The organism is Tardiphaga sp. 862_B3_N4_1 (assembly GCF_051811085.1).
Lineage (GTDB): Bacteria > Pseudomonadota > Alphaproteobacteria > Rhizobiales > Xanthobacteraceae > Tardiphaga > Tardiphaga robiniae.
Genome location: NZ_JBPWQB010000001.1, coordinates 1,970,748 through 1,992,883, shown reverse-complemented (window position 1 = coordinate 1,992,883; position 22,136 = coordinate 1,970,748). Strand labels below are relative to the sequence as shown.

The window sequence follows — 22,136 nt, the reverse complement described above, 5'->3', positions numbered from 1 at the left end:
CGGATTACTGATCTTCGGGTTGAAGATCGGCTTCCGCCGGCGTCGCATCCACCGGCCGATTTTGTGGCGTACGACTGTTCGGGATCAGATCGTGCTGGGGCTCATCAGGAATGGCGCGCGACCACGGACGGTCCAAGCCCCGTGGCCGGACGGCATCGATGGTAAAGCCGTTCGCAGTTCGGTGCAGGCTCACCGCGCCATTTCGTTGCAAGCGATCCTGATCGATCACCAGCGCCCTGCAATCCCTCGGCGATTGTCGCGCCGTGACGATGAGCGCCGCTTTCTCGCAATCATCTGCGAAGGCATCCGGCTGTAAGACCAGCGCCACCAAAGCCCCATCGGCCAGCGCCGTGATGCACCCGTCGCGGTCGCAGGACACACCGTGGCTGAGGGAGGCATCCGTTGGCAGCCGGGCGTCGGCATCACCGGCAAGCCACTCCTTCGCGAGAAACGCATCCTTGGCGCTGCGCATCATATGCAGGCGCCCCTCCCTGCCCCGTACCGCAACGCTGTGACCGTCACCCGAAATCAGGACATCCGGCTGCTTGACCAGCAACGCCCAGACAATCGAGAGCGCAAGCACACCAAGCCCTGCGAGGCGCAACGGCGTGCGCAGCAATCCCAGCACGATGATGCCGATACTGGCTGATATCAGCGGTCCCGTCCCGAAGGCCGGCATCCGGCCGATGGCGCCGGGCAAGGCTGCCACCCATTGCGTGACGACAATCATCCACTGGATGCCGACATCCATCAGCCGCCAGAACACACCGTCAAAGCCAAACGGCATGGCCACCAAACCGAGAATGCCCGCCGGCATAACCAGTGCCGAGACCACCGGCATCGCCAGGAGATTGGCGACGACGCCATAAGGCGTGACGCGATGGAAATGAAAGGCAGCATAGGGCGTGGTGGCAAGGCCCGCGACCAGCGAAGCCAGTACGAGCATCGCGATCTCGCGTCCGCCCCATAGCGCCACGCGCGCGGTCGCGGAATGATCGGGCGAGGCAAACAGCGCGGGCATGCCTATCTGCACCAATGCGACCAGCCCCAGCGTCGCCGCGAATGACATCTGAAAACTCGGATGCACCAACGCTTCCGGCGAAACGATCAGCACAACCATTGCTGCCACCGCCAGCGTACGGAACGTCACCGCCCGGCGATCGACCATGACAGCGATTAGCACGACGGCCGTCATGAAGAACGAACGCTGCGTGGCGACCTCGGCGCCGGACAGCAGCAGATAGAACAGCGCAGCCAGCAATGCCGCAGCAGCAGCGACTTTCTTGATCGGGAACGTCACCGTCAGCACGGGGATCAGTGCCAGCAGCGCGCGGATCGCAAAGAACACGACGCCGGCGACAACGGCCATGTGATAGCCGGAGATCGACAACACATGACCGAGGCCGGAGATGAACATCGCATCATTGACGTCAGCCGAAATCGCATCGCGGCGGCCCGTGAGCAGCGCCGTGGCAATGGCGCGGCTATCACCCGAGAGCACGGTGCGGATCCGCGCGTCGATGGCGTCGCGTAGCCCCTGCATGGTCGCCGAATAGCGTAGCGCCACACTCGGCTGTATCGGCGGATCGACTGCCTTGATGCCGCCCATCACAAAACCGGACGCGCCGATCCCTTGAAAATACAGATCCCGTCCGAAGTCGTAGCTCCCCGGCCGGAGCGGCGGCAGCGGCGGCTGCAGCCTTGCCTTCAATTCGACGAAGCTGCCGACGGCAGGCGCCATGCCCTTCTTCACCGACAGCCGCACACGGGTGAGCTTCGGTGCGGCGCGCGGGCTGTCCATCGTGGCAACGCGCAGCACGAAGCGATCCGTGCGCTCCCGTTCCTCGTGAGTTTCAACGAAGCCGGTCAGCGCGACGGAATAGAGCGGCTTCGCCAGAACCTCATGAGCCACGCGCGCGGTTTTCATTGCAGCCATCGCAAAGCCGGCCGCGATTGCCGCAATGAGCAAGATCAAGGGAAACCATCGCTGCCGCCGCAGCAAAAACGCAGCCACGCAAAGAAGGCCTGCCGTCGCAGCGGCAACCCAGGCCACCGGCTCATGCTCAGCGGCAAAATACAGCGCGATGCCGGTCCCGAAAGCGATCGGCACCCAAGGCAGCAAGCGACCGGGACCAGCTTCGGCCCACACCCACGTCCAGAGCGTCTCGAAGCCCGACGTTGATGACGTCGGTGACGGGAGAGCGACGCCTGCCGTGGCCGGCGGCGGCCATGTGGTCGCCGTGCCGGATCGGCCCCGCCGCTGTTGCTGATCCCCGCCCCGCGCCATCGAACGCCCGCACGCCAAGCTTGTCCTTCCGAATGCTATCGGAAGGGCAAGCGGCGGCTAGCGGAACGGATGCAGAATACGAAAACTAATCCCTAGGGTTGCTCAAGCGAGCTTGGCGTAGCTGTCGCGCAGACCGACGGTACGGTTGAAGACCAGCTTGCCCGGCGCTGAATCCTTGTCGCGACAGAAATAACCCTGGCGCTCGAACTGCACGACATCGCTTGTGTTGTCGCTCGCCAGCGCTGGCTCAAGCATGGCGCCGGTCAGCTTCTCCAGCGAGTCCGGATTGAGCTGCGATGCGAACTCGGTCGCATTGGGCTGCGGATCGGCGAACAGCTGATTGTAAACGCGCACTTCCGCCTGCACGGCATCTGCAGCGCTCACCCAATGGATCGTCGCCTTGACCTTGCGGCCGTCCGGCGCATTGCCGCCCCGGGTTTCCGGATCATAGGTGCAGCGCAGTTCGACCACCTCGCCGGCAGCGTTCTTGATCACGTCCTTGCAGGTGATGAAATAGCCGTAACGCAAGCGGACCTCGCGGCCCGGCGCCATGCGGAAGAACTTCTTCGGCGGCTCTTCCATGAAGTCGTCATGCTCGATGTAGAGCTCGCGGCCGAATGAAATCTGCCGGTTGCCGAGCGACGCATCATCGGGATGGTTGATGGCTTCGAGCTGCTCGGTCTGTCCTTCCGGGTAGTTCTCGATCACCACCTTCAGCGGCTTCAGCACCGCCATGCGGCGCTGCGCCGTGCGATTCAGTGTCTCGCGCACGGCGAAATCGAACATCGAGATATCGACGGTCGAGTTGGCCTTGGCGACACCGATGCGCTTGACGAATTCGCGCAGTGCTTCGGCAGGAATGCCGCGGCGCTGCAGGCCGGCCAGCGTCGGCATCCGTGGATCGTCCCAGCCGGTGACATGGCCGCCGCGGACAAGTTCGGTCAGCACGCGCTTCGACAGCAGCGTGTAGGTCATGTTGAGGCGCGCGAATTCATACTGATGCGGCCGCGATGGCACCGGCAGATTTTCCAGGCACCAGTCGTAAAGCGGCCGGTGATCCTCGAATTCGAGCGTGCAGATCGAATGCGTCACGTGTTCGATGGCGTCGGATTGGCCGTGCGCGAAGTCGTAGCTCGGATAGATGCTCCAAGCGGTGCCCGTGCGCGGATGGTGCGCATGCAGGATGCGATAGATCACGGGATCGCGCAGGTTGATGTTGCCCGACGACATGTCGATCTTGGCGCGCAGCACGCGGGCGCCGTTCGGGAATTCGCCGGCGCGCATCCGCGCGAACAGATCGAGGTTCTCGTCGACCGGGCGATCGCGGAACGGGCTGTTCTGGCCGGGCTCCGTCAGGGTGCCACGCTTAAAGCGGATTTCTTCCTGCGACTGGTCATCGACATAGGCCTTGCCCGCGCGGATCAGATGTACCGCCCAGTCATAGAGCTGCTCGAAATAGTCCGAGGCGTAATGCAGGTTGCCCTCGCCCCACTCGAAGCCGAGCCAGCGCACATCGCGCTGGATGGCGTCGATATATTCCTGCTCTTCCTTGGTCGGATTGGTGTCGTCGAAACGCAGGTTGCAGTGACCGCCGAATTCCTCGGCGACGCCGAAATTCAGGCAGATCGACTTGGCATGGCCGAGATGCAGGTAGCCGTTGGGCTCCGGCGGAAAGCGCGTCACCACGCTCTTGTGTTTGCCGGATTGCAGGTCCGCCGCAACGATGTCGCGGATGAAGTCACGGCCTGCGTCGGATACCGATTCGTCTGTCATTTGCTGCCTTTCAAGCTGCGCCCTATGTGCCAAATCCGGAAGGCCGCGCCAAGGCCGGATCAGGGGCCGGGTCCCGCGAAAGGGCCTTTTCCGATGCGGTTCCGGCCCCAAATCCGCGTTTATTCGCCGTGAGACAGCGCCCTGTCGTTGTGATAAACGCCCGCCAACACTCACACCGAACTCGATCGAACCCGCTGATATGACCGCTCCCGTCGTTACCCGTTTCGCCCCCTCGCCGACCGGCTTCCTCCATATCGGCGGTGGACGCACCGCGCTGTTCAACTGGCTCTATGCCAAAAAGACCGGCGGCAAGATGCTGCTGCGGATCGAGGATACGGACCGCGAGCGTTCAACGGATGCCGCGATCGACGCCATTATCGACGGGTTGAAGTGGCTGGGCATCGAATGGGATGGCGACACCGTCTTCCAGTTTGCCCGTGCCGGCCGGCACCGCGAAGTCGCCGAACAGCTGCTCGCCGAGGGCAAGGCGTATTACTGCTATGCCAGCGCCGAGGAACTGCAACAGATGCGCGAGACCGCCCGCGCCGAGGGCAAGTCCAAGCTCTATAACGGACTGTGGCGCGACCGTGATCCGTCGGATCCGCGCCCCGACGTCAAACCGACGATCCGCCTGAAGGCGCCGCTCACCGGCGAGACCGTGATCGAGGATCAGGTACAGGGTCGTGTGGTCTGGCAGAACGAAAATCTCGACGACCTCGTGCTGCTGCGTGGCGACGGCAATCCGACCTATATGCTGGCGGTGGTCGTCGACGACCATGACATGGGCGTGACGCACGTGATCCGCGGTGACGATCATCTGATCAACGCCGCGCGCCAGAAGCAGATCTACGACGCGCTCGGCTGGACCGTGCCCAGCATGTCGCATATTCCGCTGATCCATGGGCCTGATGGTTCGAAACTCTCGAAGCGCCACGGTGCGCTCGGCGTCGAAGCGTATCGCGCGCTGGGCTATGTGCCGGCTGCCCTGCGGAATTACCTGGTACGCCTCGGCTGGAGCCATGGCGATCAGGAAATCTTCTCGACCCAGGAGATGATCGACGCCTTCGACCTGTCGGGGATCGGCCGTTCCGCCGCGCGCTTCGATTTCGCCAAGCTCGAAAATCTCAACGGTCACTACATCCGTCACACCGACGATCAATCCCTCGTGACCATGTTCGAGGACGTGCTGAATTACGTGCCCGGCGGCCCCGAACTGAAGGCGAAGCTCAACGACACCACGCGCGCCCAGCTGTTGCGCGCCATGCCCGGCCTGAAGGAACGCGCCAAGACGCTGATCGAACTGATCGACGGCGCCAATTTCATCTTTGCCGATCGCCCACTGGCGATGGAGCCGAAGGCGCAGGCCGCGCTGACGCCGGAAACCCGTGTGTTGATTGGCAAGTTGCGCACGGCACTGGAAGCCGTCACCGACTGGACCGCAGCAAATGCCGAAGCCGCCACCCGCGCCTTTGCCGAGGAAGCTGGCATCAAGCTTGGCGGGGTTGCGCAACCGCTTCGCGTGGCGCTGACCGGCAAGACCACATCGCCCGGCATTTTCGATGTTCTGGCGGTATTGGGACGGCAGGAATGCCTGGACCGGCTCGCCGATCAGGCATCTATTTAGCATAGCTGTAGGCTGCTTTTGCCCGCCTTGCAGCGCACACAGCAATACGCTACGCATTCTGGCGAATGCTCTGGAATTCCCGGCTAGCCTCCCCATTTCTCCTGAAATGTCGGTGGCTTGCCGGCCCCTCAACGATCTCATCGGGGACCACGCGATGGACGCAAAAACCAATACCAAATCCGCAACGCTGACAGTCGACGGCAAGAGCTTCGAACTGCCGATCCACAGCGGGACCGTCGGCCCTGATGTCATCGACATCGGCAAGCTCTACGCCCAGTCCGGGATGTTCACCTACGATCCCGGCTTCACCTCGACGGGCAGCTGCCAGTCCAAGATCACCTATATCGATGGCGATGCCGGTATCCTCGAATACCGCGGCTACCCCATCGAGCAGCTCGCCGAGAAGGGCGACTTCCTCGAGACCTGCTATCTGCTGCTATACGGGGAACTCCCGACCAAGGCGCAGAAGGCAAAGTTCGACGCATTGGTCACGAACCACACCATGGTTCACGACCAGATGAGCCGCTTCTTTCAGGGCTTCCGCCGCGACGCGCATCCGATGGCCGTGATGGTCGCATCGGTTGGCGCCCTCGCCGCTTTCTACCACGACTCAACTGATATCAACGATCCGAAGCAGCGCGACATCGCGTCGATCCGCATGATCGCCAAGATCCCGACGCTCGCGGCGATGGCCTACAAGTACACGATCGGTCAGCCCTTCGTGTATCCGACCAACTCGCTCGATTTCGCAGCGAACTTCATGAAGATGTGCTTCGCCGTGCCGTGCGAGGAGTACAAGGTCAATCCGGTGCTCGCCAAGGCGCTGGACAAGATCTTCACGCTGCACGCCGACCACGAGCAGAACGCATCGACCTCAACGGTCCGCATCGCCGGCTCATCGGGCGCCAATCCGTTCGCCTGCATCGCCGCCGGCATCGCCTGCCTGTGGGGTCCGGCGCATGGCGGCGCCAACGAAGCCGCATTGCAGATGCTCGCCGAGATCGGCACCGTCGACAAGATTCCGGAATTCATCGCCAAGGTGAAGGACAAGAATTCCAGCGTCCGCCTGATGGGCTTCGGTCACCGTGTCTACAAGAACTACGATCCGCGCGCCAAGCTGATGCAGCAGGCCTGCCACGAGGTTCTCAAGGAAACCGGTCACGGTGGCGACGAGATGCTCGCCGTTGCGATGGAGCTCGAGAAGATCGCGCTGTCGGACCAGTACTTCATCGACCGCAAGCTGTATCCGAATGTCGATTTCTATTCGGGCATCACGCTGAAGGCGATGGGCTTCCCGACCTCGATGTTCACCGTGCTGTTCGCGGTTGCCCGCACCGTTGGCTGGATCAGCCAGTGGAGCGAGATGATCGGCGATCCGCAGCAGAAGATCGGTCGTCCGCGCCAGCTCTACACGGGTGCTGCCCGCCGCGATTACGTAGATATCGCCAAGCGCGCCTAAGACCTCGTTTCGCAGAGTGCGAAAATCAAAACGGCGGATCGCAAGATCCGCCGTTTTTGTTTATTTCGCTGCAATCTCTTGAATTGAGGTCTTCAACTCTTCCGCATCGTAGCCAGCACGACATTGGCCGCACCGACGCTCGGCGACGCTTCGCCCGTCGCCATGATCCCGTCGAGCCGCGCCAGGGCTTCAATCTGACGGCGCCGCATGGGTGTGTCTGCCAGCACCTCTTGCAACGACGCCGCGAGCTTCTCCGGCGTGCAGTCTTCCTGGATGAACTCCGGAATGACGTTCTCGCCGATCACCAGATTGGCTAGGATGACCGACGATGATGTGATGCGGCGGCGGATGATCCAGGCCTCGACACTGCCGGCCTTGTAGGCGGTGACCATCGGCACGCCCGACAAGGCAAGCTCCAGCGTCACCGTCCCCGATTTGGCAAAGGCCGCATGCGCGATGCGGAACGCGGCGCGCTTCTCTGTTTCGCCCACAACGATTCGCGGCTGCACCGGCCACGCCTTGAGCGCTTCGGCGATGACCTCGACGAGATGCGGCATGGTCGGCAGGATCAGTTCGAATTGCGTGCCCTGCTTTTGCAGCAGATCGAGCGTGGCACCAAAGGTCGCCATGTGATGACGGATCTCGCTCCGACGGCTACCCGGCAGCACCAGCAGCACCGGCGGCTTCGTTTCGCGACGCGCCTGCTCTTCCGCATTAGGACGCAGCGCATCGATCTGCTCGATCAGGGGATGACCGACATAGGTGCATGGTGGACCACCGAGCCGCCGATGCGCCTCCGGCTCGAATGGCAGCAGCGCCAGCACATGGTTGACATAAGCACGCATCGCCTTCGCGCGCCCCGGCCGCCACGCCCACACCGTTGGCGACACATAGTTGACGACGGGAATGGAGGGATCGCGCTGGCGCACACGCTTGGCGACGCGATGGGTGAAGTCCGGGCTGTCGATGATGACCAGCACGTCGGGTCTGGCCCGCAAGACGTCCTCGGTCGCGAGCGTGATGAGCTTCAGGATCGACGGCAACTTCCGTAGGACGGCGGCAAGGCCGATGATGGAAAGCTCTTCGATAGGGAACAGTGACTGCAGACCTTCACGTGCCATCGACGAACCACCAACGCCTTCGAAGCGCACATCGTCGCCGAGCCGCTGGCGTAGCACCTTCATCAGCGCGGAGCCGAGACGGTCGCCGGATTCTTCGGTGGCGATGAGATAGATCGTCTCCGTCACGTCGGAAGTCCCGTTACGAAAAGACCTGCGGCATCGGCAGCGACAATCATCTGCTGCGGTTCGGCGACGATCGTATTGCCTGCGACGATGGCGATGCCGGCGAGCTTCGCAGCGGCAGCACGCTCGATGGTCCGCGGTCCCAATGTCGGCAGATCGAAACGCAGATCCTGACCGCTCTTCGGCGCCTTCACCAGTACACCCCGCCCTGCCTTGGCGCGAATACGTCCCTGCTCACGCAAGAGCGCCACGCGGGCCAGCAATCCATCGGTGCCTTCGATATCCTCGATCCCCACCACATGGCCGTCGATCACCACGGTCGCCTGGCCGATATCGAACGGGCTCAAGGCGCGCAAGACGTCGCGCCCACGCGCGATATCGGCTTCAGCATCTTGATCCGGTACGGCACGCGTCACGCTGCCTTCCGGCATCAGCACATCGGACGCGACGTCCTTGATCCCCAGCAGACGAAAACCTTCATGCTCGAACAGGCGGCTGATACTCGTCAGCAAATGATCGTCACCGCCGCGAAACGCGCGAAACACTTTCGGCATCACGCGAAGCGTTGCCCAGTCCAGCCTGATCTCGGAGATTGCCGGCCGTACCAGCGTGCCGATGAACGTGAGATCCCGGCAATTTTCGCTGCGCATCAGCTTCAGCAAACGGCCGAACTGGCCGATGGGAATCCAGTGGTGCTGAAATCGCGCCACCAGCGCCGGATCGCAGAACCCCTTCAGCGCGAACACGACAGGCTTGATGCCACGCGCCTGCAGCGAGTCCGCGACAGCGAAGGGCAACGAGCCGCCGCCGGCGATGATGCCGAACGGCGAGCCTATCGGCGGATGTGATTGCGGGTGCTGTATTTGAGCCTGGTCAGTCATGCTTCGCCCCGCGATACTCGAATTCAGGAACTGCTCTTGCTATCCTCGGGCAGGCACAGCGCGCGGTGCTTGGCGCCGGCGATGAATGTCAGGATTTCTGCAATCGCCGGATCGTCATTTGCCAAGGGCTGCACGCGCTCAAGCCGCTCGGCGAAGACGCCCGCGCCATGGAACAGCTTTTGATAGAACGAGCGCACGGCGGCGACGCGCTCCTTGGTGAACTTGCGGCGCTTCATGCCGATGATGTTGAGGCCTTCCAGCGCCGCATACTGACCATTCACAAGCCCGAACGGGATGATGTCACCGCGCACGCCGCAGATGCCGCCGACCATGACCTGGGAGCCAATGCGGGTGAACTGGTGCACGGCCGACAGCCCGCCCATGAAAACGAAATCGCCGATCTCGCAATGACCGCCAAGCGTCGCCGAGGTCGCGAAGATCACGTCGTTGCCGACGTGACAGTCATGGCCGACATGGGCGCAGTTCATGAAGTAGCCGCGATCGCCCACCGACGTAATGCCGCCACCGGCGACAGTGCCCGCATTCATGGTCACGGACTCGCGGATGGTACAGCCATTGCCGATGGTCAGCCTGGTCAGTTCTCCCTTGTAGCTGAGCGACTGCGGGGGCGTGCCTAATGACGCGAACGGATAGATTGTGCAGTTCTCGCCGATGCTCGTCTGCGCCGTCACGTTGACATGCGACAGCAGCTTTGTGCCTGCACCGATCGTGACATGCGGTCCGATAATGCAGAAGGGTCCGATTTCGGCGCCCTCGCCAATGACAGCACCATCCTCGATCCGCGCCGTCGGGTCGATCTTGCTCATCGAAACAGTCCAATCCCAGCCATCAAGCTGCCTACAAATATCTAGGTTTTTCCGTTGGTTAACGTGGGTTCCCGAGCCTGTCCAGTGACGTCTGATTGCGATCTGTTACGACACGTCTCATACCATGACTTACAAACGCATGATGCCATCGAGGTCTTCGATGGCATCATGCGCGTTCAGGTAGGTGCCAATCAGTCTGTCAGCATTGCACCGACATCGGCCTCGGCGACGACCTTGCCATTTACTTTGGCATCGCCATGGAACCACCACATCGCCTTTTTCCGGCCGATCAGGTGCAGATGATATTCGATCGTATCGCCAGGCATCACCGGCTTGCGAAACTTGCACTTGTCGATGGTGAGGAAATACACCGCACGCGGCTTCTCGGTGCCTTCGACGGACGAGATGCCGATCACGCCCGCTGTCTGCGCCATGCCTTCGATCATCAACACGCCGGGATAGACCGGGCGATCAGGGAAATGCCCGAGGAATGCCGGCTCGTTGATCGTGACGTTCTTGATACCAATGCCGCTGAAGTCCTTGCGGATGTTGACGACACGATCGATCAGAAGAAACGGATAGCGATGCGGAAGGGTCTTGAGGATAGTGTTGATGTCAACCGTCTCGATGATGATCGGCGATGCGCCATCGCTTGGTAAATCCTGGCTCATTCCCGCCCCTCGTCTTTCGTATCCTGCGTCGCCGCATCCGTTCCCGGCATGCTCTCGCGGGCGAGTTTCTCAACCGCGAGGATCTCGCGGAACCATTGCTTCGTCGGCCGGGCAAAGATGCCACCCCACCGCGCGCGCGGCGGAATGCTGTCTTTCACTCCGGCCATTGCGGCGACCTGCGCGCCATCGCCAATCGTAATGTGATTGTTGAGGCCCACCATGGCGCCCAGCGCGACGTTGTCGCCGATGGTCAGGCTGCCTGCAAGGCCACATTTCGCAGCGATCACACAGTGCCGTCCAATTGTCACATTGTGGCCGATCTGGACCTGATTGTCGATTTTGGTCCCCTCGCCAATCACGGTATCGCGCAGGCTGCCGCGGTCGATGGTGGTGCCGGCGCCGATCTCGACGTCGTTCTGGATCAGGACACGACCGGTCTGCGGGACCTTGATGTGCTTGTCCCGGCCGAATACGAAGCCAAAGCCGTCCTGGCCGAACTTGCAGCCGGGATGAACGAGTACGTTGTTGCCGATCAGTGTGAACTGCAGCGTGCTGCCAGCGCCGATATTGCAATCGCGGCCGATCTTGACCCCGGCCGCGATCACCGCGCCCGAGCCGATGACGGTGCCGGAACCGATCTCCACGTCCGGGCCGATCACGGCCAGCGGATCTACCGTAACGTCATCCTCGAGCTGAGCAGAGGGATGGATGACGGCGGATGCGGCGATGCCAGTAATGTCAAAGCCGGAGACCGGACGCAGCGTGTCCGCGTGCAGTTCACGCGCCAATTCCACGAAAGCCGCAAATGGCCGCTTGGCGCGCAGCACCGCCACGTGAGCCGGAATATCGCCCTTGAAGCTCTCGCTGACCAGGCAGGCACCAGCCTTGGTGTGGGTGAGCTGGTCGATGTAGCGGAGATTTTCGAAGAAGGTCAGGTGATGGGGGCCGGCCTCGTCGAGCGAGGCTACGCCAGTCACGACCTGGTCGGCCCGCGTCGGGTCGACCAGTCGTGCCTTCGTTGACGCGGCTATTTCAGCCAGCGTCAACGAAGGCGATTGCTTGAAGAACGTCGGCAGAACCATTCCACCCGTCGCGGTCCGGCCGGAGATCAAACTCAGAACGAAGTTCCGCCGCCGAACTTGAACTGCTGCACGCGATCATAGGCGCCCTTGGTGATCGGCACTGCGTAGTCGAAGCGCAGCGGACCAAACGGCGACTGCCAGATCAGGCCCACACCGACCGACGACCGGACGACATTGCCGTCGTCATAGGTCATACCGCTGCAGTTACCGACCGACGTCTGGGATGCCGGAGCGCAAACGCCAGGCATGCTTCCAGCCTTGAACGATTGCAGTTCACCCGTCTGCGCCCAAGTCGTCGGTCCCTGATAATCCCAGAGGCCGCCAGCATCGGCATAAACCGCGCCCTTGATGCCGACTTCCTTGGGCAGGAACCAGAACGGCATCTGCAATTCGGCCGAAGCACCCCAATACTTCGTGCCGCCAAGCGCGTCACCGTAGGATCCCAGCGCAACGTAGCTGATGTCACGCGGACCGATACCGTTCTGCGCGAAACCACGCACCAGGTTCGGACCCATCTGGAAGTGATCCAGCATGCGGATGTCTTCGCCGACCTTGTTCAGCATACCGCCCTGGACACGCAGCAAACCAACGATGTCGGCCACCAACGGGGTATAGTATTTCGCATCGATCGTGGTCTTGAGGTAGGTCACGTCGCCGCCGACGCCAGCGTAGTCCTGCTTGAACTCCAGGAACAGACCGTCGGTCGGGTTCTTGTTGTTGTCGAGGGTGTTGTAGTTCAGCGTGTAGCCGAGTGCCGAGGTCAGCGTCTTGCCACTGGCCAATTCGCGGCGAACCGGCAGCGACGACTCGCCATCGGCGTAACAGCCCCAAGTTCCGGAATTGGCCGCGTTAACGAAGCCGTTGCCAAACAACGAATTCAGATAGCCAGGCGTATTGGTCGCTGTCGGGCTGCCAGGCAGGTTGTTACAGTTGCTCAACGTCGCCGGGAGCGAAATCTCCTGCTGATAGACGGAGTAGCGCAGCTGCAGCGCGAGATCTTCACGCAGCTGGAAGCCGAGACGCGGGCTAAAGCCTAGCGTCTTGGTGTTGTACGAAATGTAGCTGTTGGACAGCTGCTCGCGCTGATAGAAATCGAGGCCAAGGGCCACGCGGTAGTCGAGCAGGTAAGGCTCGACGAAGGACAGCGAGTAGCCACGGGCATACTGGCCATACTGGACCGACGCCTTGGCAAACAGGCCACGACCGAGGAAGTTACGTTCCGAGACGCTGACTTCGCCGAGTGCACCGTCGGTGGTCGAGTAACCACCCGAGACCGAGAAGTCGCCGGTGGATTTTTCTTCCAGATCGACAACCAGGATCACGCGATCGCTGGATGAACCAGGCTCGGTCGTCACCTTCACGCTCTTGAAGAAGTCGAGGTTCTTCAGGCGGCGTTCGGCACGATCAACCAGCGCGCGGTTGTAAGCGTCGCCTTCTGCCAGATCGAATTCGCGGCGAATGACATAGTCACGGGTACGCGTGTTGCCGCGCACATTGATACGCTCGATATAGACGCGCGGGCCCTCTTCCACCGTGAAACCGATGGTGACGGTGTGAGATTCGAAATTGCGATCGCCACGCGGACGCACGACGGCAAAGGCGTAGCCGCGGCGAGACATTTCGATCTGCATTTCCTCGACCGACTTCTCCAGCGCTTCCGCGTTGTAGAGCGAACCGACGCCAACGCGCGAGAAGCTGCGGAGCGAGTTGGGATCGAACTGCGGAATGGTGGACGAGAAGTCGACCGACGACACGCGGTACTGCTGGCCTTCTTCGATCTTGAAGGTGACCAGGAAGCCCTTCTGGTTCGGGTCGTATTCGGTGAGCGCGGCGACGACCTGAACGTCGGCGAAGCCGTTCTTCAGGTAATAGCGGCGGATCAGGTCGCGATCGGCTTCGATACGGTCCGGATCATAGATATCGCCCGAAGCCAGGAAGCTCAGGAGATTCGATTCACGGGTCTTGATGACGTCCTTGAGGCGGTAGGACGAGTAATAGTTGTTGCCGATGAACTGGATCGACTTCACGCCGGTCTTCGCACCTTCGTTGATCGTGAAGATCAGGTCGACGCGGTTGTTCGGCTGCTCGATGAATTCCGGAACGACGCTGACGTCATAACGGCCGGAGCGACGATAGATTTCGGAGATGCGCTGCGCGTCTGCCTGCACCATCGGGCGCGACAGCGTCCCGCGCGGCTTCGACTGCACTTCGGCGTTCAGCTGGTCGTCCTTGACCTTCTTGTTACCTTCGAAGGCGACACGGCCAATGACCGGGTTTTCGACGACGCTGACGACCAGACGGCCACCGGCCTGATTGATCTTCACATCCTGGAACAGGCCGGTCTCGATGAGCGACTTGAGGCCGTCATCGATGGTGCCCTGATCCAGCCGGCCACTCGGGCCCGGACGGAAATAGGAGCGGATGGTCTCCACATCCACGCGACGATTGCCTTCAACAACAATCGAAGCGGCGGTCTGAGCCACGGCAGTCGAAGAAACGAGCGCAGCAGTCGCTGTAACGGCGACCGGCATGGCGACCAAGATCGAAGCAGCAAGAAGGCCGCCCCGGAAACCCCGCAAACCAAAAATCATGCGCAAAGCGCCCTTATCATTCCATCGCCAGCCCGCACCCCTACGGTCTGACAGAATCCCTTTAGTGGCCCAGCTTGTAGCCAATTTTACCTGACTGGCAAACGACCTTTCGCGCTGCAATTCTAATTTCATTCCAAGACGTTGCCCATCGGCCACGTTACCCCCAGCCTCGATCATGACGAAGCCAGGTGAAGAATGTCGTTATAGGTCGCAAATACCATCAACATCAGCACTAAACCGAGGCCAATGCGGAAGCCCATCTCCTGCGCGCGCTCCGACAGCGGACGCCCACGAACGGCTTCGACGGCATAGAACAAAAGATGACCGCCATCGAGAAGTGGCACCGGAAACAGGTTGAGAAGGCCGATCGAGATCGACAGAACCGCCGCCAGGTGAATCAGGGCGGTCAGGCCGATTGTCGCAACCTGCCCCGAGATCTGGGCGATTCGCATCGGACCGCCGATCTGGTCGGCCGCCTCGCGTCCGGTGAATACACCGCCGATATAGGCGATGGTGCGGTCCACGACGAACCAGGTTTCCTTGACGCCCAGCACGAAAGCGGTCGCCGGATTGACCCGCTCGGTGGTCGCTTCGCCAGCCGCTGTCGCGCGGGTAATGCCGAGGACGCCGAGACGATGGACGTTACCGAAGCTGTCTTTGACTTCGCGAAGTTCTGGCGTGCCCTTCAGCTCAACCGTGGCTTCGCCGCGCTTGACGCTGAAGGCCAGCTGCTCGCCAGCCTTGGTGCCGACGATGCGCTGCATGTCAGAGAAGCTGCCAATGACCTTGCCATCGATGGCCTTGATGATGTCGCCCGACTGGAACCCAGCCTTCTCGGCCGCGCTGCCCGCCTGAATGCTGTCGACCTTGGCGGTCGTGCTCGGCTTGCCAAAGAACGTGAACAGGCAGGTGAAAATGACGATCGCGAGGATGAAGTTGGCGATCGGACCAGCAGCCACGATGGCCGCACGCTGGCCAACCCGCTTGTGATGGAAGCTGCCCTTGCGCTCATCCGCCGTCATGCCTTCCAGCGCGGCGCTTGAGGGGGTCGAGGCTTCGCTCTCGTCGCCGAAGAACTTCACGTAGCCGCCAAGCGGAATCGCGGAAATCTTCCAGCGCGTGCCATGGCGATCGTTGAAGCCGGCGAGTTCAGGACCGAAGCCGAGCGAGAACGTTAGGACCTTAACGCCGTTCCAGCGGGCGACCAGGAAGTGGCCGAGTTCGTGGAAGAACACCACGATCGTCAGGACAAACAGAAAGGGGATGATATAGCCGATAAAGCCGTGGCTTAACGTATTGAAACTATGTTGGAAAAACTCAAGCATCCCGATCCCCTAACGCGAGGCCAAAGGCCTCGTCCCCAATGCTCTAGGATGCCTTTGCGGCAATTTGAGGCAAGAGGGTGGCAGCCATTTTTCTCGCTTTATGGTCAACAGCGATGGCGTCATCCGCCGACGACAACGGCGCCAAATTCCCTGCCCGCACCCATTCATTCATGGTGGCTTCGACCAGCCGTGCAATGGCGCCAAAGCGGATCTTCTGGGCGGTGAAGGCAGCCACGGCAATCTCGTTGGCCGCGTTGTAGACGGTGGTCGCACCGCTGCCGGTGCGCAGCGCGTCATAGGCCAGCTTCAGGCCAGGAAAGCGCGCGTAATCCGGTGCCTCGAAGGTCAGCGACCCGATCTTGGCAAGGTCGAGCGGCGCCGCCCGGCCCGGAATGCGGTCCGGCCAACCCAGGCAATGCGCGATCGGCGTGCGCATGTCGGGCGAACCGAGCTGCGCCATGACAGAATAATCGCGGAACTCCACCATGCCGTGGATGATCGACTGCGGGTGCACCAGCACGTCGATTTCGTCCGGCGCCAGCGCGAACAGATAGGACGCCTCGATCACTTCGAGACCCTTGTTCATCATCGACGCGGAGTCGATGGTAATCTTCTGCCCCATCGACCAGTTCGGATGTTTCAGCGCCTGCGCCAGCGTTGCCTGCTCGATATCGGCAGCAGCCCAGGTGCGGAACGGTCCGCCCGAGGCGGTGATGATGACGCGGGTCAGTTCCTCGCGGCTGCCGGAAGCCAGCGCCTGGAACAGCGCATTGTGCTCACTGTCCGCCGGCAGGATGCAGGCGCCGGCCTTGGCGGCGCGATCCATGAAGAAATCGCCGGCGCAAACGAGGCATTCCTTGTTGGCCAGTGCAACGGTGGCACCGCGATCAACGGCGGCGAGCGCGGGCTTTAAGCCGGCGGCGCCTGACACGGCGGCCATCAGCCAGTCGGCCGGCCGCTCCGCAGCCTCGACGATCGCGCTATCCCCTGCCCCGCTGGCGATGCCGGTGCCGGCGAGTGCCGCGCGAAGTTCGTCCAGCTTGGATTCATCGGCGACGGCCACGAAGCGCGCGTTGAACTCCTTGGCCAGCTTGACTACGCCTTCGACGTTCCCGTTCGCCGTCAAAGCCTCCACCTGGTACCGCTCGGGCGAGGCTCGTAGCAGATCCATGGTGCTGTCGCCGATCGAACCGGTCGCACCGAGGACAGTGATGCTGCGCAGACTGGACGCGGCGGGCTTGTTATTTCGCAGGGGAACAGCGCTCATCAAATCACCAAACCATAAGACCGCGGCCGACGCCATCTGCGCCGCCGCGTAAAAGACCGATCACCGCGGCAGCAACCACCGCGAACACGTAGCCATCCAGGCGATCCAGCAGACCGCCATGGCCAGGAATGATCTGGCTGGAGTCCTTGACGCCGAATTTGCGCTTCACTGCGGACTCGAAGAGATCACCAAGTTGCGACAGCACCGTCAGCACGGTTGCGATCATGAGCAGCGGCAGCAGGCTGCCCAAACCATTCATGGCAAAACCGGCAGCCACAGCAAGGCTGAGAACAAAACCGCCGATAGCGCCGGCCCATGTCTTCTTCGGACTGACGCGCGGCCACAGTTTCGGGCCGCCGATGCCGCGCCCGGCGAAATAGCCGCCGATATCGGTCATCCAGACCACCAACAGAATGAACATCAGGGCCGAGAAGCCCCAGACAGGATCGAGGCGCACGACAATGGACGCCGCAAACGCAGCCAAGGCATAGACGACGCCGAGCCCAATCCAGCCGACATGATTGCCGACAATGGTCCGCCATTCCAGGAAGAGACCAACCGACACCAGCGTCACGAGGCCGAACCACAGCCAGCCACCGGTATAGGCGGCGAAAATCGCGACGGGGATCAGCACCAGCGCGGCCAGGATGCGCATCAAGAGATTGCGCAGCCCCCGGTCATCCGCCTGCTTCGGCGTGCTGTCGTCCTGGGGCACGCCGGTCACGAACCGGTTTTCGCGGCGAGACCACCGAAGCGCCGCTCGCGGCGGGCATATTCGGCAATGGCGCTTTCCAGCGCGGCCTTATCGAAATCCGGCCAGTGGATCGGCACGAATACGAACTCGCTATAGGCAGCCTGCCACATCAGGAAGTTCGATAGCCGCTGTTCACCCGACGTGCGGATGATCAGGTCCGGGTCCGGAATATCAGGCGCGTCGAGATACTGGCCGAGCGTATCGACATTGATGCTTTCGGGCGTCCGCTTGCCCTCGGCAACCTCGCGCGCAAGGCGCTGCGCTGCCGTGGCGATCTCGTGCCGCGAGCCGTAGTTGAAGGCGACCACGAGATTGAGCTGAGTGTTGCCCCGCGTCAGGTCCTCGGCCTCTTTCAGCAATGACGCGATATCGGAATCGAGACCCTGGCGCTCTCCAATCACACGGACCCGCACGCCGTCGCGATGCAGGGTGGCAAGGTCGTTGCGGATGAAGCGACGCAGCAGGCCGAACAGATCGCTGATCTCGGATGCGGGCCGCGACCAGTTCTCGGAGCTGAACGAGAAGATCGTCAGATACTGGATGCCGAGTTCGTTGGATGCCCGCACCACACGGCGAAGTGCCTCGACGCCGCGGCGATGGCCTTCGGCGCGCGGAAGCCCCCGCGCTGCAGCCCAGCGCCCATTGCCGTCCATGATGATCGCGACATGCAAAGGCGTGGATCGGTCCGATCCATCATTTGCGGGCGCGGCGGCATTCGACATCGATTAAAATCCCCAGCCTATGGTCCGGCACATATGTGACCAATTTGCGGACCATACGCTTTTCAACAGCTTAAAAGCGGCTTCTGACGCTTAAACCGTCATGATTTCCTTTTCCTTAGCCGCCAGCAACTGATCGATTTCAGCGATTATGCTGTCCGTGACCTTCTGCACTTCGGTATCGTGGCGCTTCTGGTCGTCCTCGGAAATCTCGTGAGCCTTCTCGAGCTTCTTGATGATGTCGAGACCGTCGCGGCGGACGTGGCGCACGGCGACCTTGGCTGCCTCGGCATATTTATGCGCGACCTTCACGAGTTCCTTGCGGCGCTCGGTGTTCAATTCGGGAATGCGTAGCCGCAGAATCTGGCCTTCGGTTGCCGGGCTAAGGCCGAGATTGGAATCGACGATCGCCTTTTCCACCGCCTTGACCATCGACTTGTCCCAAACCTGCACCGACAGCAGGCGCGGCTCGGGAACGCTGACGGTCGCAACCTGGTTCAGCGGCATGTGGCTGCCATAGGCTTCCACCTGGACCGGCTCCAGCATCGAGGCTGCCGCACGTCCGGTGCGCAAGCCGCCAAGCTCATGCTTCAGCGACTGGGTCGAGCCCTGCATACGGCGCTTGAGGTCGTTGATGTCGAATGGGGCCATGGTGGCCATGCAGCTCTCCCTTGTATCCTGCTGGTGCGAAGCGGGTATGGCGCTCCGAACCCGTCTAAAATCAGCCCGCGACGATGGTGCCGCGGCCAGTACCAGTCAAAATGGCGCCGATCGAACCCGGTTCGGCGATCGAGAACACAATGATAGGCAGCGAGGTCTCGCGGGCAAGCGCGAAAGCCGTCGCATCCATGACTTTGTAGTTCCCCTCCACCGCCTGCGAATGGCTGAGACGCTCGAAGCGCGTCGCGTTAGGATCCTTCTTTGGATCGGCGCTGTACACGCCGTCCACATTGGTCGCCTTCAGCACGGCCGATGCGCCGATCTCGGCAGCGCGCAACACTGCGGTCGTGTCGGTGGTGAAGAACGGATTGCCGGTACCGCCGGCCAGCAGCACGATCCGGCCCTCGGACAGGTATTTGTGTGCGGCAGCACGTGTGAAGAGTTCGCAGACCTGCGGCATCACCATCGCCGACAGCGTGCGGGCCGGCACGGCGTGGCGCTCGATCGCAGCTTCCAGTGCCAGGCAGTTCATAACGGTAGCGAGCATGCCCATGCTATCGCCGGTCGGGCGCGACACACCACGCGAGGAGACTTCGACGCCGCGGAAAATATTGCCGCCACCGACGACGACCGCGACTTCGACACCAAGTTTCTGGGCTGCAATGAGATCGACGGCGATGCGGTCGATGGTCGGCTGATCGATACCGAATGACTGGCCTCCGGCGAAAGACTCACCCGAGACCTTGATCACGACGCGACGATAGAGCGGCTCACCCATGATGCGATCGCTTCCTTTCGAGGCGGCAGCTCCCGGCGTAGATCGCCGGGAGGTATTCCAATTCGTCTTACTTCTGGCCGCTGGCGGCGGCAACTTCGGCAGCGAAGTCCGAAGTCTGCTTCTCGATGCCTTCGCCGAGCGCGTAGCGCACAAAGCCAGCGAGCTTGATCGGCGCGCCAACCTTGCCTTCGGCTTCCTTGACGGCCTGCGCCACCGACTTACCGGTGTCGTGGATGAAGGCCTGATCCAGCAGGCAGACTTCCTTGTAATAGGTCTTCAGGCCGTTCTCGACGATCTTCTCAATCATCGCATCCGGCTTGCCCTGCTGGCGATACTTGTCCGCCATCACTTCCTTCTCGCGAGCAACGACGGCCGGATCGAGGCCGGCGGAGTCCAGCGCCTGCGGATTGGCAGCAGCGACATGCATCGCGATCTGTTTGCCGAGGGTGGCGAGCTCGTCAGCCTTGCCGGTGGATTCCAGCGCGACGATGATGCCCATCTTGCCGAGACCTTCGATCACGGCGTTATGCACGTAGCTCGACACGACGCCGGCCGAGACTTCCAGCGTCGCGGCGCGGCGCAGGGTCATGTTTTCGCCGATGGTGGCGATGGCCTCGGTGATCGCGGTCTCGACAGTGACGTCGCCAACCTTGTGCGCCTTGATGGCCTCAACATCGGAGCCGACCTTGAGCGCGACCTGGGCGATCATCTTGACCAGGCCCTGGAACTGATCGTTGCGCGCGACGAAGTCGGTCTCGGAATTGACTTCGACCACGACGCCCTTGTTGCCGGCAGTGAGAACGCCGATCAGGCCTTCGGCCGCGACGCGGTCAGCCTTCTTGGCGGCCTTGGACAGACCCTTCGCGCGCAGCCAGTCGATTGACGCCTGCATGTCGCCGTCATTGGCAGCCAGTGCGTTCTTGCAATCCATCATGCCGACGCCGGTGGTTTCGCGGAGGTCCTTGACCATCGCTGCAGTAATCGTTGCCATCGTTGAACCCTTTGCCTGTCAGGGCGCCTGCGAGCCAGCCGGTGCTGGTCAATCGCGTTACGCCGCAGGAACTATCATCGAGAGAAGTGTAGAGATGGAAAGTGCGGCCGGGATGACGGCCGCACAATAGTTTCTTGGCTGTCGCATCGGCATGATTTTGTCCGGAACCGGGACACCGGTTCCGGGATCACGCCTGCGCGTTACTCAGCTTCCGCCGTCAGACCCTTGGCCTGGGCGACCCAGCCGTCGGCACGGGCCGGAAGACCAACTTCTTCGCCAATCTTGTGGGCGGTGTCGTGATCGAGTTCGGCCAGCTGCCAGTAGTGGAAGATGCCGAGGTCGTTGAACTTCTTCTCGATCGCACCGGATACGCCGGTGAGCTTCTTGAGATCGTCGGCGGTGCCGCGCGGACCGGCCAGGCCCTGGAAGCCTGCTTCCGGAGCCGGGATGGCCTCAGCCACCGGGGCAGCCGATGCACCGATATCGAAGCCCGAGTCGCCCTGGGCACGCGAGATGCCGTCGATGACAGCGCGTGCGATCAGATCGCAATACAGCGACAGCGCACGGCCGGCGTCGTCGTTGCCCGGGACCACATAGGTGATGCCCTTCGGATCCGAGTTGGTGTCGACGATCGCCGCGACAGGGATACCCAGACGCTGGGCTTCCTGGATCGCGATGTCTTCCTTGTTGGTGTCGATCACGAAGATCAGGTCGGGCAGACCGCCCATGTCCTTGATGCCGCCCAGCGAGCGATCGAGCTTGTCGCGCTCGCGCTGCAGCGTCAGACGCTCCTTCTTGGTGTAGGCCGACGCGTCGCCGGAGTTCAGCACTTCGTCGAGGTGACGCAGACGCTTGATCGAACCGGAGATGGTCTTCCAGTTGGTCAGGGTGCCACCGAGCCAGCGCGAATTGACGAAGTACATCGCCGAGCGCTTCGCAGCTTCGGCAACGACGTCCTGCGCCTGGCGCTTGGTGCCGACGAACAGGATGCGGCCGCCCTTGGCGACGGTGTCGCTCACAGCCTTCAGCGCGGTGTGCAGCAACGGCACGGTCTGCGCGAGGTCGATGATGTGGATGTTGTTGCGTGCGCCGAAGATGTAATTCGCCATCTTCGGATTCCAGCGATGCGACTGGTGGCCAAAGTGGACGCCAGCTTCGAGCAGTTGACGCATAGAAAATTCGGGTAGTGCCATAGTATCAATT

At 61.9% G+C, this 22,136-nt stretch carries 18 protein-coding genes; 2 read left to right on the top strand and 16 right to left on the bottom strand.

Going from position 1 to position 22,136, the window contains the following annotated elements; genetic code table 11:
- Positions 1-4: 4 nt before the first annotated feature.
- Entirely contained in the window at positions 5-2,287 is a 2,283-nt protein-coding gene (locus AB8B02_RS09280; RefSeq protein ID WP_439063771.1) for a ComEC/Rec2 family competence protein, read from the bottom strand.
- Between the two features lie 102 nt (positions 2,288-2,389).
- Positions 2,390-4,060, bottom strand: a complete 1,671-nt coding sequence (locus AB8B02_RS09275) for a glutamine--tRNA ligase/YqeY domain fusion protein (protein WP_175367086.1) — start codon at positions 4,058-4,060, stop codon at positions 2,390-2,392.
- A 199-nt stretch (positions 4,061-4,259) separates the two neighbouring features.
- On the opposite strand from AB8B02_RS09275, the gene gltX reads away from it, so the two are divergent.
- Positions 4,260-5,684, top strand: a complete 1,425-nt coding sequence (gltX, locus tag AB8B02_RS09270; RefSeq protein ID WP_175367087.1) for a glutamate--tRNA ligase — start codon at positions 4,260-4,262, stop codon at positions 5,682-5,684.
- A 154-nt stretch (positions 5,685-5,838) separates the two neighbouring features.
- A complete protein-coding gene (gene gltA / locus AB8B02_RS09265) occupies positions 5,839-7,143 on the top strand; it encodes a citrate synthase (protein WP_089264726.1) in 1,305 nt (434 codons plus the stop codon).
- 92 nt (positions 7,144-7,235) lie between these two features.
- Here the strand turns inward: gltA and lpxB are convergent, their stop codons facing one another.
- From lpxB to AB8B02_RS09195, 14 genes are all read right to left on the bottom strand, one after another.
- A complete protein-coding gene (gene lpxB / locus AB8B02_RS09260) occupies positions 7,236-8,390 on the bottom strand; it encodes a lipid-A-disaccharide synthase (protein ID WP_439063770.1) in 1,155 nt (384 codons plus the stop codon).
- Positions 8,387-9,268 (bottom strand): LpxI family protein, encoded by an 882-nt coding sequence (locus AB8B02_RS09255; RefSeq protein WP_089264538.1) that lies wholly within the window; start codon positions 9,266-9,268, stop codon positions 8,387-8,389. The genes lpxB and AB8B02_RS09255 overlap by 4 nt, the downstream gene beginning before the upstream one ends.
- A 23-nt stretch (positions 9,269-9,291) precedes the next feature.
- Positions 9,292-10,095, bottom strand: coding sequence for an acyl-ACP--UDP-N-acetylglucosamine O-acyltransferase (gene lpxA / locus AB8B02_RS09250; RefSeq protein WP_439063769.1), 804 nt, complete (start codon positions 10,093-10,095; stop codon positions 9,292-9,294).
- A 191-nt stretch (positions 10,096-10,286) separates the two neighbouring features.
- Positions 10,287-10,766 carry a 3-hydroxyacyl-ACP dehydratase FabZ gene (fabZ, locus tag AB8B02_RS09245; RefSeq protein ID WP_068730861.1) on the bottom strand — a complete coding sequence of 160 codons (480 nt, stop codon included), beginning with the start codon at positions 10,764-10,766 and terminating at the stop codon, positions 10,287-10,289.
- A complete protein-coding gene (gene lpxD / locus AB8B02_RS09240) occupies positions 10,763-11,848 on the bottom strand; it encodes a UDP-3-O-(3-hydroxymyristoyl)glucosamine N-acyltransferase (RefSeq protein WP_439063768.1) in 1,086 nt (361 codons plus the stop codon). Before lpxD ends, fabZ begins: the two co-directional genes overlap by 4 nt.
- A 32-nt stretch (positions 11,849-11,880) precedes the next feature.
- Positions 11,881-14,439, bottom strand: coding sequence for an outer membrane protein assembly factor BamA (gene bamA / locus AB8B02_RS09235; RefSeq protein WP_439063767.1), 2,559 nt, complete (start codon positions 14,437-14,439; stop codon positions 11,881-11,883).
- A gap of 173 nt (positions 14,440-14,612) precedes the next feature.
- Positions 14,613-15,764 (bottom strand): RIP metalloprotease RseP, encoded by a 1,152-nt coding sequence (gene rseP, locus AB8B02_RS09230; RefSeq protein ID WP_439063766.1) that lies wholly within the window; start codon positions 15,762-15,764, stop codon positions 14,613-14,615.
- Between the two features lie 43 nt (positions 15,765-15,807).
- Complete coding sequence (gene dxr, locus AB8B02_RS09225; RefSeq protein WP_093758765.1) at positions 15,808-17,031, bottom strand: 1-deoxy-D-xylulose-5-phosphate reductoisomerase; 1,224 nt, start codon at positions 17,029-17,031, stop codon at positions 15,808-15,810.
- A gap of 4 nt (positions 17,032-17,035) precedes the next feature.
- Entirely contained in the window at positions 17,036-17,746 is a 711-nt protein-coding gene (locus AB8B02_RS09220) for a phosphatidate cytidylyltransferase (protein WP_439064617.1), read from the bottom strand.
- 5 nt (positions 17,747-17,751) lie between these two features.
- Positions 17,752-18,507, bottom strand: a complete 756-nt coding sequence (locus AB8B02_RS09215) for an isoprenyl transferase (protein ID WP_068730865.1) — start codon at positions 18,505-18,507, stop codon at positions 17,752-17,754.
- 90 nt (positions 18,508-18,597) lie between these two features.
- Entirely contained in the window at positions 18,598-19,155 is a 558-nt protein-coding gene (gene frr, locus AB8B02_RS09210; protein ID WP_374725665.1) for a ribosome recycling factor, read from the bottom strand.
- Between the two features lie 70 nt (positions 19,156-19,225).
- Positions 19,226-19,942, bottom strand: coding sequence for a UMP kinase (pyrH, locus tag AB8B02_RS09205; RefSeq protein WP_068730867.1), 717 nt, complete (start codon positions 19,940-19,942; stop codon positions 19,226-19,228).
- 67 nt (positions 19,943-20,009) lie between these two features.
- Entirely contained in the window at positions 20,010-20,933 is a 924-nt protein-coding gene (tsf, locus tag AB8B02_RS09200) for a translation elongation factor Ts (protein ID WP_093758766.1), read from the bottom strand.
- A gap of 200 nt (positions 20,934-21,133) precedes the next feature.
- Positions 21,134-22,126 (bottom strand): 30S ribosomal protein S2, encoded by a 993-nt coding sequence (locus AB8B02_RS09195; RefSeq protein WP_068730869.1) that lies wholly within the window; start codon positions 22,124-22,126, stop codon positions 21,134-21,136.
- Positions 22,127-22,136: the final 10 nt, after the last annotated feature.

Bases quoted from the DNA above. Each gene is read 5' to 3' on its own strand.
- AB8B02_RS09280 (WP_439063771.1), bottom strand. From the start codon at position 2,287: ATGGCGCGGGGCGGGGATCAGCAACAGCGGCGGGGCCGATCCGGCACG.
- AB8B02_RS09275 (WP_175367086.1), bottom strand. From the start codon at position 4,060: ATGACAGACGAATCGGTATCCGACGCAGGCCGTGACTTCATCCGCGAC.
- gltX (WP_175367087.1), top strand. From the start codon at position 4,260: ATGACCGCTCCCGTCGTTACCCGTTTCGCCCCCTCGCCGACCGGCTTC.
- gltA (WP_089264726.1), top strand. From the start codon at position 5,839: ATGGACGCAAAAACCAATACCAAATCCGCAACGCTGACAGTCGACGGC.
- AB8B02_RS09255 (WP_089264538.1), bottom strand. From the start codon at position 9,268: ATGACTGACCAGGCTCAAATACAGCACCCGCAATCACATCCGCCGATA.
- lpxA (WP_439063769.1), bottom strand. From the start codon at position 10,095: ATGAGCAAGATCGACCCGACGGCGCGGATCGAGGATGGTGCTGTCATT.
- fabZ (WP_068730861.1), bottom strand. From the start codon at position 10,766: ATGAGCCAGGATTTACCAAGCGATGGCGCATCGCCGATCATCATCGAG.
- lpxD (WP_439063768.1), bottom strand. From the start codon at position 11,848: ATGGTTCTGCCGACGTTCTTCAAGCAATCGCCTTCGTTGACGCTGGCT.
- bamA (WP_439063767.1), bottom strand. From the start codon at position 14,439: ATGATTTTTGGTTTGCGGGGTTTCCGGGGCGGCCTTCTTGCTGCTTCG.
- rseP (WP_439063766.1), bottom strand. From the start codon at position 15,764: ATGCTTGAGTTTTTCCAACATAGTTTCAATACGTTAAGCCACGGCTTT.
- dxr (WP_093758765.1), bottom strand. From the start codon at position 17,031: ATGAGCGCTGTTCCCCTGCGAAATAACAAGCCCGCCGCGTCCAGTCTG.
- AB8B02_RS09215 (WP_068730865.1), bottom strand. From the start codon at position 18,507: ATGTCGAATGCCGCCGCGCCCGCAAATGATGGATCGGACCGATCCACG.
- frr (WP_374725665.1), bottom strand. From the start codon at position 19,155: ATGGCCCCATTCGACATCAACGACCTCAAGCGCCGTATGCAGGGCTCG.
- pyrH (WP_068730867.1), bottom strand. From the start codon at position 19,942: ATGGGTGAGCCGCTCTATCGTCGCGTCGTGATCAAGGTCTCGGGTGAG.
- tsf (WP_093758766.1), bottom strand. From the start codon at position 20,933: ATGGCAACGATTACTGCAGCGATGGTCAAGGACCTCCGCGAAACCACC.
- AB8B02_RS09195 (WP_068730869.1), bottom strand. From the start codon at position 22,126: ATGGCACTACCCGAATTTTCTATGCGTCAACTGCTCGAAGCTGGCGTC.